At 42.3% G+C, this 13313-nt stretch carries 9 protein-coding genes; 8 read left to right on the plus strand and 1 reads right to left on the minus strand.

Annotated features, from left to right (window positions below):
• Positions 1-103: 103 nt before the first annotated feature.
• The 4 genes from AC1DU2_RS06135 (at position 104) to AC1DU2_RS06150 (ending at position 8020) form a co-directional block, all read left to right on the plus strand.
• Positions 104-2353 carry a sodium-translocating pyrophosphatase gene (locus AC1DU2_RS06135; protein WP_477383360.1) on the plus strand — a complete coding sequence of 750 codons (2250 nt, stop codon included), beginning with the start codon at positions 104-106 and terminating at the stop codon, positions 2351-2353.
• Positions 2354-2720: 367 nt separating this feature from the next.
• A complete protein-coding gene (locus AC1DU2_RS06140) occupies positions 2721-3734 on the plus strand; it encodes a hypothetical protein (protein WP_477383362.1) in 1014 nt (337 codons plus the stop codon).
• A 41-nt stretch (positions 3735-3775) separates the two neighbouring features.
• A complete protein-coding gene (locus AC1DU2_RS06145) occupies positions 3776-5950 on the plus strand; it encodes a tetratricopeptide repeat protein (protein WP_477383364.1) in 2175 nt (724 codons plus the stop codon).
• An 81-nt stretch (positions 5951-6031) separates the two neighbouring features.
• Positions 6032-8020, plus strand: coding sequence for a tetratricopeptide repeat protein (locus tag AC1DU2_RS06150; protein WP_477383366.1), 1989 nt, complete (start codon positions 6032-6034; stop codon positions 8018-8020).
• A gap of 15 nt (positions 8021-8035) precedes the next feature.
• Here AC1DU2_RS06150 and AC1DU2_RS06155 read toward each other — a convergent pair whose 3' ends face one another.
• The gene (locus AC1DU2_RS06155; protein ID WP_477367117.1) at positions 8036-8851 is read right to left on the minus strand and encodes a LuxR C-terminal-related transcriptional regulator; all 816 of its coding nucleotides are present in this window, start codon (positions 8849-8851) and stop codon (positions 8036-8038) included.
• A 345-nt stretch (positions 8852-9196) separates the two neighbouring features.
• Here AC1DU2_RS06155 and AC1DU2_RS06160 point away from each other — a divergent pair, with 345 nt between their 5' ends.
• The 4 genes from AC1DU2_RS06160 to AC1DU2_RS06175 all read left to right on the plus strand — a co-directional run bounded on the left by AC1DU2_RS06160 (position 9197) and on the right by AC1DU2_RS06175 (position 13288).
• A complete protein-coding gene (locus AC1DU2_RS06160; RefSeq protein ID WP_477383368.1) occupies positions 9197-9577 on the plus strand; it encodes a hypothetical protein in 381 nt (126 codons plus the stop codon).
• A gap of 158 nt (positions 9578-9735) precedes the next feature.
• Positions 9736-11346: a sensor histidine kinase gene (locus AC1DU2_RS06165; protein WP_477383370.1), complete on the plus strand. Its 1611-nt coding sequence runs from the start codon at positions 9736-9738 to the stop codon at positions 11344-11346.
• A complete protein-coding gene (locus AC1DU2_RS06170) occupies positions 11333-11734 on the plus strand; it encodes a response regulator (RefSeq protein WP_477367109.1) in 402 nt (133 codons plus the stop codon). Before AC1DU2_RS06165 ends, AC1DU2_RS06170 begins: the two co-directional genes overlap by 14 nt.
• A gap of 126 nt (positions 11735-11860) precedes the next feature.
• Complete coding sequence (locus tag AC1DU2_RS06175; protein ID WP_477383372.1) at positions 11861-13288, plus strand: DUF2142 domain-containing protein; 1428 nt, start codon at positions 11861-11863, stop codon at positions 13286-13288.
• The last annotated feature ends 25 nt before the right edge of the window (positions 13289-13313 follow it).

Raw genomic sequence — 13313 nt, forward strand, 5'->3', positions numbered from 1 at the left:
GTAGTCTTAAGAATTAAAGAAAAAAAGTAAAAAAAGACTTTTGAATTGCGACTTTAGACTTCAGACTTGGCAAAACTTACTTTAATAAACCAAATTTGTTACTATGGATTTTTTGAACACTTACTTAATTTACTTAATTCCGGTGTTTGGGCTCATCGGTATTGCCGTTATGGCTGTTAAAGCCGCCTGGGTTACCAAACAAGATGCAGGCGATGGCGACATGGTTACGCTGGCCGGCTACATTGCCGATGGCGCAATGGCCTTTTTACGCGCCGAGTGGAAAGTACTCGGCGGCTTTGTTGCCGTAGCGGCCCTGCTACTGGCCTGGAGTGGTACTACCGTGGCCACATCAAGCCCGGTTATTGCCGTGTCATTCATTATCGGAGCGTTTTTATCGGCCTTTGCCGGTTACCTGGGCATGCGCATTGCAACCAAAGCCAACGTGCGTACCACGCAGGCCGCGCGTACCAGTTTAGCGCAGGCATTAAAAGTATCGTTTACAGGTGGTACTGTAATGGGCCTTGGCGTTGCCGGGTTAGCCATTATTGGTTTGGGTTCGCTGTTTATATTGTTTTACCAGTTTTATGTAGTTAATGTTGCCGGCAGCACCGTAAACGGCGAGGCGATGGCCAAAGCGCTGGATGTATTGGCTGGCTTCTCGTTAGGTGCCGAATCGATAGCGCTTTTTGCCCGTGTGGGTGGTGGAATTTATACTAAAGCAGCCGACGTGGGCGCCGACCTTGTGGGCAAAGTGGAAGCCGGCATCCCCGAAGATGACGTGCGTAACCCTGCCACCATTGCCGATAACGTAGGCGATAACGTAGGCGACGTTGCCGGTATGGGCGCCGATTTATTCGGATCGTACGTGGCGACTATGCTGGCTACTATGGTGCTGGGCCGCGAGATTGTGTCACATGATGCTTTTGGAGGCATTGCCCCTATCCTGTTGCCAATGGTTATAGCAGGTTTAGGTTTAATATTTTCGATAGTTGGTGCAGCAATGGTGAAAATTAAAAGCGAAACCGATAGCGTACAAAAAGCTTTAAACATAGGCAACTGGGCATCTATTATATTAACCGCAATAGCCACTTATTTTGTCGTACAATGGATGTTACCCGAAGGCGAGTTTCACATGGTACGCGATGAAGTTAACGGCGTAGTAAAAGCTGGCATAATTCCATTTACCAAAAACGGCGTATTTATGTCGATAGTGGTAGGTTTGGTTGTAGGTACTTTAATGTCTATCATTACCGAATACTATACCGCTATGGGCAAACGCCCGGTATTAAGCATCATCCGTCAATCGTCAACAGGGCATGCTACCAACATCATCGGTGGTTTATCTGTAGGTATGGAATCAACGGTGTTACCCATCCTGGTTTTAGCGTCGGGCATTTATGGCTCGTACCATTTTGCGGGTTTATACGGGGTGGCTATTGCTGCTGCCGGTATGATGGCAACAACAGCTATGCAATTAGCTATTGACGCCTTTGGACCAATTGCCGATAACGCCGGTGGTATTGCCGAAATGAGCCGCCTGCCCGAAGAAGTGCGCCACCGTACAGACAATCTGGATGCTGTAGGTAACACTACTGCAGCTACCGGCAAGGGTTTTGCCATTGCGTCGGCCGCGTTAACCTCACTGGCTTTATTTGCAGCCTTTGTGGGTGTTGCGGGTATCGAGCATATTGATATTTACAAGGCCGATGTTTTGGCCGGTTTATTTGTGGGTGGTATGATCCCTTTCATCTTCTCGGCATTGTGTATCTCGGCTGTAGGCCGTGCTGCCATGGCCATGGTTGAAGAGGTTCGCCGCCAGTTCCGCGAAATTCCGGGTATTATGGAGTACAAGGCCAAACCCGAATACGAAAAATGCGTGGCAATCTCCACCAAAGCATCCATCCGCGAGATGGTTGCCCCTGGGTTAATTGCGCTAATCACCCCTATCATTATCGGTTTTGCCTTTGGCCCCGAAGTGCTGGGCGGGTTATTGGCTGGTGTAACCGTATCGGGTGTATTGATGGGTATTTTCCAGAGCAACGCCGGTGGCGCATGGGATAACGCCAAAAAATCATTCGAAAAAGGCTGCCTTATCAACGGTGAGATGTACTACAAAAAATCAGAACCACATAAAGCGTCAGTAACCGGCGATACCGTAGGCGATCCGTTTAAAGATACTTCAGGCCCGTCGATGAACATCCTGATCAAACTGATGTCGATAGTTTCGCTGGTTATTGCACCGCATTTGAATGCGAACCACGTAGCACCAACAGCTATGAAACACGAGGTTAAAAAACAAATTATTGTTCAGGCTTATGCATCGCCTGTAACTAAAGTTGATAAAAAAGGGTAATTACTTTTTAGGAAATTTATGGAAAGCCACCTGTTGAGGGTGGCTTTTTTTGTTGGAATCAGAATTTACAGGATTAAAGAATTAACAGAATAACTGTCCGGAATTTTCAGAATTAAAGAAATGACAGAATTTTTTCTGAACCGGGATTCTTCAGATTTTTTGGATTAATGGTCATTTTTAATGCAAAGTATCTGAGCCTGCTAAGTTATGAATAACCTGAGCGCTTTCAAAAAATAGAAGATTTAACACATTGATATCGCTTTCTCCCGCAGTAAAAAATACCTACCCATAGGTATTTTTTACTGCAACCCCTTTCCGTAATTTTATTGTTCAACAAACCTGATCATTATCAGCAACCTGCGTTATCATGAAAGAATTAGGGCGAACCTGCACACCGAAAAAACTATTATTCGTTATCACCATTATTGCCCTTTTTATTTCGTGCAAAAAAGAAACCACCGCCGACGGTAAAAATGATGGCAAGCCAGCTGATAATGCCAAAGTGTATTACTTTACAAGCGATGGGCTATATTTAAACGATAAAAAAATATCGGCCACTAACCCAGGTATGACCGCTACGTTAGATGAGAACGGCGACATCGTCGACTATGATGCAGCATCTGTATTTAAAAACGGCACGCCTATATCTACACCAACATCTACTATGTACTATCACGTATTGTGCTATTATATAGATGGTAATGACGTATACACCGGTGGTTATGAATATTACTATACCCCTGATATACATCTATACAGCCGGATAGCTTATTGGAAAAATGGCGAGAAAATGCCTTTAGATTTTGATAATTGGAGCGATGCGGATTTTATATTCAGCATATCGTCAATCGGTAAATACAAGGGTGATATTTACATAGCCGGCGATAGCCGAATTGGAAATATAGCTTACGCCCCCTCCAGGAATATGCTTTGGAAAAATGGCAAGTTTGTTTACCCTACAGATTATTATACCTACTACGCGTATCAACACCCAATCACTGTAAACGGGCAACTGGTGTTTGTAACTAAAGATAGCAATGGCACTTATAGGTTGTATCATAACAACGGGAGCTTTAGCTCAAACTATTTTGATGTGACTACTGCCTTTTCATTCCTAAGATGCGAAAATGGCGACGATTCATACACCGTATCTACACGGATATTTAATGATGTTGGTTATTTACAATGTAAGGCAGGTAATGTTGCCTTAGATACTGAGCATCGTTATTTGGTATCTGCAACCTATAACGGAACCGATGAATATGTGTGCTTAGGCGATAGATCCACAAGACAACATAACATAGTTTACAAAAACGGCGTGAAAATGGATTTGCCCGCGGTATTTGCCAATATAGATGTATATCGAATAATTGCAAAATAATTCGTAATCAGTTATTTAATCCTTATCCAAACCTGCATATCATGAAAAAAACTTTACTTCTATTACTCCTTATCTTTTTACAGATAAGCACTTTACTAGCCCAAAAAAATGGAAGTGGGGCATCCAACTGGTCGGCATGGAAAAGTGCGCCATGTTTTACCAACCTTTATATTTCATTCCGCTGTTTGGGCTACATTGAATCTATCAACTCATATTCGTACCAATTCAGGTTTAAAAATACCGGATCGCAAAATATTCATTTTAGTTTTGAAGCGCACGTTGGCAGAAATAATGAACGGTTGATGGATGGAGCCTTCAGTGTAGATGCAAAAGGGGAGCGCACACACGAAAGTAGCTACGCCAAGGTTGCGCCGGAGTTTAATACCGATAACTTTTTTAATTATAGAGTTACTGCTTACAAGGAGAGCGAGAAAGACGACTGGACACTACCAACTTATAGCTGTGGCAGCAATGGCGTAAAGTTTTGCGTTCAAAATTGTGACAAGGCGAAAACGACGAACAGTGCATCCACTTCTACAACAAACGGGACAACGTATAATCAAACCCAACAACAAAAAGCTAATAATGTCGCTGCTGTAGATGCACAAAAAAGGCAACAAGCTGCCGATGCCCAAAGAATACAGCAGGACATGCAACGCCAAAACCAGGAAGCGGCAAACCGAAATGCAGAGGCGCAACGCCAACAGCTATTATTAAAGCAACAGCAGAACGCGCAAAAGCAACAACAACTTCAGCAAGGATTGAACCAGGTATCGGCTGCCACAGTAGATCTGATAACTGCTTTAAGCAGCAGGAAACGAGCGAAAAAAGAGGCGTTATCCTATGAAGACGGCCAGGCTTTGTTAGCTATTGTGAATGCCGAAAACCCATTGAATTATGTGCAGAACGTTATCGATATGTTTTCGGACTTAGGGTACACGCTGGCATCCCAAAAAATTATGGACAATGGTACCGTATTCATCTCTATGAATGATAATGGTGGTTTTGTGTCTTACCCGCTATCTATTTTTATTAGTCGGGCAGGGTCAGCCAGCTATGACTATAAGAATACCATCAGTTTTGATTACCAGAGAAAGACCAAATTGATTAAACAATTGGCTGTTATCAGCAATAATTTGGAAGGTTTGAAAATCACAGGTATCTCGCCCAGCCGAAAGGTGGCAGAAGAACAAAAGCAAGTCGCGATCGACGAAAGAAAAACGATTGAGAGCACCAATACTTTAACGGATGCCCGCAACTTTGAAGCCTATTGTGATTTTTTAGCAATGGAGGTTGAACATTTGAATTTTAAGCTCGATAGTGTTTCGGGATACAACTTAAGTACCCAGGGCAAATATATACGCCTGTATTACAAAAACTTAACCGTAGCAATTATACACTCCTTTTATACATTGAAGGCCGTAAATATGCCAGATCAGGTTGACCATTATAAAATGAATAAACTGATTGCCATTACGGCAGATAATGATGTAGCTGAACAGGCATTAGAAAACTCCGATCTGCATAAACTGTTAGTGGCTAATTCCGAACATTATTTCAAACAAGGCGGCAAGTTTTATTACCCCCTTTATCAACTTGAAAAAAACGAAGTGTTCAGTAACATTTATGTAAAAGGATATTTGTCGCCCAATTATAAAGGGATAAAGTATTACATGGCCAGGGCCGAATTAAGCGCGCGTGCAACACTTGCAAAAAGCGATAAAATAGTGGTGAATTTACGGCAAAAAGGAGATTTATATAGTACCGGAAGAGGCATTCTGCGTGATAAACCCAAAGCGCTCTCTTTTTATATGAGAGCAAGCGAAATGGGCGACAGCGTATCCATGTGTAACATTGCATCGGTATACATGTTTGATGGCGATGGTATCCAGGAGGACGATGCGAAGGCTATGGAATGGGCGCAAAAATCAATTGACCACGGCTATATGGATGCCTATGCAACGTTGGGGATAATTTACCAATATGGTAAAGGGGTTAAGAGCGACCCTAAAAAAGCCAGGGAACTATATGAGCTTGGCGCGTCGAAATCATCGCCTGCCTGCATGCGCAGCCTATCAGACTTGTATAAAAATGGCAATGGCGTGCCAAAAGATAAAGCCAAAGCAATAGAATGGATGGAGAAAGCCTGCGCCATTGGCAAAGAAAGAGACCAGGAATTTTACTGCACTTATTTAAAGGATCTTTTAAAGGAGTAGAAGGGGAATTTTAAATTCCACACTTTCATTTTTAACTCATTATTTAAACAAACCTGCTCACTAATTAATGCCAGTGTTATTATGAAAAAAACCTTACTCCTCTTCGCTTTATCCTTTCACCTTACGCTTTTATTCGGGCAGCAAAAACTCACCTACAATTGGGGGCCGTGGGTACAAAATCCTTGTTTTAAAGGCTTACAAAGCCGGAGCAAAGTACGGGATTATAACGAATCGGCAAAAAAATACACCTGGGATATTGAAATCAAAAACAATTATGGCATAAAAGTTTCATTCAACTATGATATTCAAAATTCGTCGTTGGATGGCAGGGTAAGCATAAATGCCGGCGGGACAGAAAAAACCTGGGCTTTACATCCTTCCAATACGATTATTTATATAGGATTTTCGAAGGTGTGTTTTGACCCTAACGATCGTTGCTCCATCAATTCAAACGGCGTTCAAAATAAAGGGTATAAATGCTACGCAGATTGTGATAACGGAGTGCCTAATACACCGGCTTTATGTGGGAATACAAGCAGTACATCGTCTGCATCAACCACCAACCAGCAACAAAAAGCCGCAGATGCCCAACGCGTGCAGCAAGAAGCGCAAAGGCCAAACCAGGAAAATGTCAACAGACAACAGCAATACGTAAATGCCATAAACGCTGGCGTACAGGCGCATAACTCGGGCAATTATACAGAGGCAAAAACTCAGTTTAATAATGCGGTTGGTCTATCGGTTACCACACAGCAGCGTGCGACAGCCCAGGATTATTATAATAAAACAGTGAGCCTGGAAAAAAGCCAGGCTAAGGTTCAAACTGCCGTTGCGGTGGTAAATGCAGCTCAGCCCTTGGTTGAAGGCATTTCTGGCCTGATCAGTGATCTTAAACGGCAAAAACGGGAACGGGAGGTGGCGTATGCGCAGCAACGGCAGGAAGAAGCAAAGAAAGTGCAGGAAGATTACCAGAATAATCCCGGTAAACAGGAATACGATATGGCGAGAACCGAACACGTAATTAATGCTAATTATGACCAAGCGATAGTGCTGTATAAACAATCTGCCGCGAAGAATTACTTTTCGGCCTGCGAACAGCTTTTTTATGCTTACAGCCAGGGTGAGATAGCAGTTGTTGATTTAAAGCAAGCCATACATTATGCGATGCTTGCTGTAAGCAATGCGAAAAGTAATAATTTGAAGAGTAACTGGTTAATGAAAATAGGAAATTTGCTTCGAAGCAATGAATTAGGTACCGATAAAAATATACCGGAAGCAATTGAGACCTATAAGGCGGCCTTTGACGTTGTTGATAATGACGATAAATTCAGTAAATATCTTGCAAGCGCTTCCATTGGGTATTCATATGTAACCGAAAAAGATAAAATGCAAAATAGCTATAAAGAGGCGTTGTCCTGGTTTCAAAAGAGTTTGGAATTTGCGAACGGAGAGATGAAAGAGAGCCTTGAGCTATCAGTTGCCAAAATTAAACTGGAGGGTGGCCATGGGGTTGAAAAGAATACAGCCGAGGGCGAACAGGCATTAAAAAAACTACAGGAATCGCAAAATTACCGCATTTTAACAAGCCTGGCATTTTTATATTTAGATGGTGAAACTATTGAAAAAAGCAGTGCGCTATTTACCCAGTTAATTTCCAGGGCTGTAGCCCTGCCCGGACCTAATCCGTTGAATTGTGGAGCATATGCAAAAATGGATATTGGTTATCAATATCTTAAACGGAACAATTTGCCCGAAGCCGAAAAATGGTTTGCAGAAATAGGAAATTGCAAAACTCAAAAAGAAGAGCTATCCGGAAATTATTCTTATATCGCCAGGTATTACTACGGTAAAACTGCAGAACACCCAAATTATGAAAGAAGCGCCTATTGGCTGCAAAAATCAGTCGACGCCAGCAAATACCAATTTGGCGACGACTTCTATCTTTTGGCCCAGTATTATTTAAACGGTACCGGCGTAGAAAAAGACCCCAAAAAAGCATTGAAATATTTGAAAAAAGACTGTAAATACAACGCCCGGAGCTGCAAGCTAATGGCCACTATCAAAGATTAAAAGGATTGCTATAAGCTACACCCACCCTTCGCTTATTACTTTCCTCAGCAAATCCAGGGGGGTTTTTACACCTGCTTTACTTAGAATATTTTTCCGGTGGGTATTAACGGTGTGGATGCTGATGTATAATTCGGCAGCGATATCCTTACTGTTCCGGCCTTCTACAATGTGTTTTAAAATTTGCTTCTCCCGTTTTGTAAATAGATCAGACGAGTGGGTGAATGTTACAGTATCCTGTATATTGTAATAGGATGGCTGCCCATCCAGGCCAATGATTGAAAAGCAAGGCTTGCCTTCGGGTTTAATGTGCGAGATATCTGTATGCAGTACAAGGCTTCGGTAATAGCTATTTTCGTCGTACTCTATGGGTATTATTTGGTGCAGCAAACGGATATAGTTGTTGTTTTTAGCTTTAATCCTATAATCGTGCATGTATTTGTAGCTGCCTCTTTTTGCCAATGGTAATTTAGTCAAAAACTCCGTCGACCGGCCTTCAAAACCCAGAAACCAGGGTTTATCATCCGGGTGTATCCTGTCTAAAAAAAACATAGCGTTCACTTCTTCAGGTGCAAAACCCAGCACATCGGCTATCTCGGGGCTTATAAACTCCAGTTCCATATGGTAAACATTAAATACCATGTAGTAATGCCGGCCCGGCTGAAAAACACTTAACAGCCGTTTATGAAACTCAATTTCAATCTTCAACTCTTCTACGTGAACAGCGTCGGTTTTAATGGCAGTGCCCCATATTTTTTTGGCAGTAAGGTAAATGTCTGAGCCTCTTTTTTCCATCAGTGTATTTTCATCACGAAATATAGGTACAAGTTTCAACAAGTTGTTTTTTTAATACAATTAATAGGATAAAGCACCGGATTAAGGCCGTTTAAAGGCTCATTAACAACGCGATTGCACTTTTTTGGAATGCCCATTTATCGCCGGCAAAAGGAGTATTAAGCCGTTGCTAAGTAAATAAGGTAATAAGCCTGTTTTAAATACCAGTTATTCAAACGCAACCAATTAACAATCAGAATAGTACCAACCAACACAATTAACAATCACTTAACATTAAGCAACGGTGTTAACATAAACATAATATTAAAATAGCATTTAGTTAACGTACCTTTGTGCCGAAATCAAATTCTTGCGTCAACCTGAATTTTTTCCATCCCCCAACATATGAAAGATAAAAAAATAAAATCTGTAGCCAAAGAAGCTCGTAAGGCTCTTAAAAAACAATTAAACGATAAATTTACGGCTCAGTTAAAAACCATCGTGAGCGAATTTGAGCCAGAATTAAAAGGCCTGACCAAGGCAATTGAAAAAGCTTCTAAAAATTTGGCCAAAGCAATTGCAGCAAAAATAAGCGACAAAAAAGACGAACCAGCAGCGCCAACCAAAAAAACCAAAGGAATTGTTGTTGAAGTTAAAGAAGCCGCTTTACCAATAGTTAAAGAAGCCGCATCTCCGGCGCCTGTTGCTAAAGTTGCCAAAACAGCTACCAAAACAGCCGCTCCTAAGTCGCCAGCAAGCAAAAAGGAAAGCGCCCCTGTAAAATAAACCTGTAAATACGACGGTTATTTTTACTGCAATTTGGTGTTTCATATTCACAAATAGAAAATTTATTAACTTGATTAACAAATAGTTAAATTCAATTTAACTATTGTAAGTTAAAATAAAAAATGTAAATTGTCGGTTGCGAAAACTGATAATTTACATTGATTAAACCAGACTCATTAGCATCAAAAGCGAATAGCGCTTGTGGTGCCCGATGCGGCAACGTGCAACAAGCAGCAATTGCCAAGGCAGGACTTTACCAACAGGTAAGGGATTTTTTTTCTGGTATATTTGACACCAGCAACTGGCCCGCCCGATGGCATTGCGGCACATGGAGCGAATTCCATGGCTGGCTGTATATTTTTTCAGACCTGCTCATAGCAGTATCTTATTTTGCAATCCCGCTGTTGCTTATCGTCCTGCTCACCAAGCGTAAGGATGTACCCTTTCCAAAAATACTTTGGTTGTTTGTTGTTTTTATTGTTTTATGCGGCATTACCCATTTTATTGATGCCGGCATTTTTTGGTGGCCGGCATATCGCCTGAGCGCGCTGTTGAGGTTACTTACCGGTATTGTATCGGTAACAACGGTATATGCGCTATACCGGATAATGCCCACGGTGCTTTCGTTACGGTCTGTAAACGAACTGCAAAAAGAAATAAATGAGCGTAAAATTGCCGAAGAAAAGCTGGCTGCCAGCGAGTTCCTGTTACTGGAGGCCGGCCGAATGGGTAAATTTGGCGGCTGGGAAATGGATTTACTCACTAATAAAGTAACTTGGTCAAAAACCATTTTTGATATCCATGAACTGCCCTTTGATTATGACCCCACTTTTTATGATTTCAGCCGGTTTTACGCCGAACCGTATTTGACGATAATGACCCAGKCATTAAACGAGTGCCGGGATACAGGCACGGGTTATGATCTGGAAGTGCAGCTGATAACGGCCAAAAACAACCTGGTCTGGGTGCGCGCCCGCGGCGAGATGTTATACGATGAGCGTAGCAAGCCCACCAAATTAAGAGGTGTATTTATGGATATTGATAAATACAAACTGAATGAACTGTCGTTAAACAAAACGGTAGAAATGGTTACCAAAAACAACCAGCAGCTCAAAAACTTTACCCACATCCTGTCCCATAACATCCGTAACCATGCCAGTAATATTTCGCTGGTATCGTCATTAGTTGATGAAAGCACGTTGGATGAAGAGAATGGCGAGCTATTTCAGAAGATTAGAAAGATTTCGGAAGGCTTGAATACCACACTCGAAGATTTATCATACGCCATTAAAATTAAAGACGAGATCATAGAAGCCGAGCGGATAAACTTTAAGGAAATAACCACTAAAATTCTGGGAATTATCGAGTCGGACGTAGCCGCAAACCACGCGGTAGTTACGCAGCAGTTTGAGGTTGAAGAGGTTATTTTCCCTAAAATTTATTTGGAAAGTATCCTGATGAACCTGTTAAGTAATGCAATAAAATACCGTAAGCCGGGCATCGAGCCGAGGGTTTTATTAAAAACATACAAGGACGAAAACGGGGACACCGTTTTAGAATGTACCGATAACGGCATCGGCATTGACCTGAAGCTACACGAAAAAAAGATTTTTGGCCTTTATAAAACTTTTCATGACCGCAAAGACTCACATGGCGTTGGTTTGTTTTTAACCAAAACCCAGGTCGACTCGCAAGGCGGGCAAATAACCGTAACAAGCAAACCCAATAGCGGCAGCACATTTAAAATAACCTTTAATGAAAAAAATTAATACTCTTTGTGTGATAGATGATGATGATATCTACACTTTTACCATCAAACGCATTATTGCCAAAGCGGAAGTTGCCGAAAAAACCATTTTTTTTCATAACGGCCAGGTCGCAATCGATTTCTTTCACAATTGCCTTGAACTTATCAGCAATCTGCCGGATATGATCCTGCTTGATTTAAACATGCCGGTACTTGACGGCTGGCAGTTTTTGGATGAATTTATAAAGCTGGTGCCCCGCCTTGGCAAAAAAATACTGATTTATATTGTAAGTTCGTCAATTGACGAAGACGACTTTAAACGCGCCAAAGCCATGGAACAGGTATCTGACTTTATTGTAAAACCCCTTAACGCCGGCGATTTAAGGAATATTGTAGATCAATGGGTATAATGCGAAAAAGCCTAAGGCAAAAGGCTTAAAGCTTAAAGCCGGGTGTCTAAAAGGATAGTATGTTAAGTACCCTGGCTTTTCTTCGCGCATAATCCTTAGCTTCGTTATTGATTTGTGCTGACGCCTATGTTTACTTTCAATACTTTTTACAATAGCCTTCGGTTGCGCCTGCATTACCTATATCTTTTGTATGCCGTGCCGTTGGTGGTTATTATTGCCATAATAACCCCGGCTTTTCAAAGTCCCGACGAGCCCAACCATTTTGCCCGCGCCGAACAGGTTTCAAGGCTTGAATTGGTCCCCACTTTTGTGTACGACAAGGCGCACCCCATTACCGCCGCCGATTCCATATCCAAAGACCCAGCTATTGTTTACCCAGACAGGGGCGGCTTCATGGTTGATAAGGGCATTTACCAGCTCGATCATATTTATAGCCCCCTTGCACGCAACGGCAATATAAAAGTGGCGGCGTTAAAAACAGATAGCGCCAAAAACTTACAGTGGCACGCCGGCACCATATATTTCAATTTTGGCAATACGGCCATTTATCCGCCGGTTGTTTATTTAATGCAGGCCCTGGGTATTGGGGTGGGTAAGCTGCTTCATTTAAGCATCCTGAATACACTGTACCTTTCCAGGATATTGAATGGTTTACTGTGCGTAACGCTATGCTTTTTTGCCCTGATGCTGGCCAGGCAAAGTAATATTTTATTATTCATCGTGCTACTTTTCCCGATGACGGTATCATTATTCGCTTCGGTAAGCCAGGACGCTGTTTTAATCAGCTGTTCTTTTTTACTCGTTGGGTTTATGGACGATTTCGCCTTTGGCGATAGCCATCGGCCCAAATGGAAACTGTACACTATGGTTATCCTGGTAGCTATCATCGGCATTGCCAAGCCGCCTTACATCATCTTCGCTTTTTTATTCCTGTTTTTAAACCTTAGCCCAAAACAAAAGGCGGCTGGCATTATTGTCCCTTTTGCGGTATTGGTGCTTTGGCTCATCATCAATCACGGCAGTTTCATGATCAAGTTTGCACCAGCCGAAATGAGACTGAACTCAAAATTACAGGTATTGTACATTTTGCACCACCCATTCAGGTTCATGGGCATGTTTTTTGATTTTGATAAAACGGCATTACAAAACGTAGCCCGTATGTTTGTAGGCGTACTGGCCTGGCTCGATATGCAGTTACCCGATATTTATTACCGCAATGCATACATCTGCCTCGTTTTGGGTATCATGGTCAGCCTGGGCTTCAAAGGCAGCACCAGGCTCAGGATAGCTTTGCTGGTTTGCGGTATCCTCACCATCGTCGCGGTTATATCGGCCCAATATGTTACCTGGACAGCCCTCGAATCGCCAACCCTCGGCGGTATGCAGGGCCGGTACCTCATTCCTATTTTTCCTTTTATCGCACTGGCTTTATGTGGTTATCCTGTAAATAACACCTTCGCGCGGTTAAAAGCAATCGTGTTACCGGTTGTTTTATTATTCCCGGTATATTCGGCCATCATCATGATACAGGTTATCTGCAGCAGGTATTATTAATGTAGTGTCAACGATGAATTGACGG

Source organism: Mucilaginibacter sp. P4_C11 (assembly GCF_056402115.1).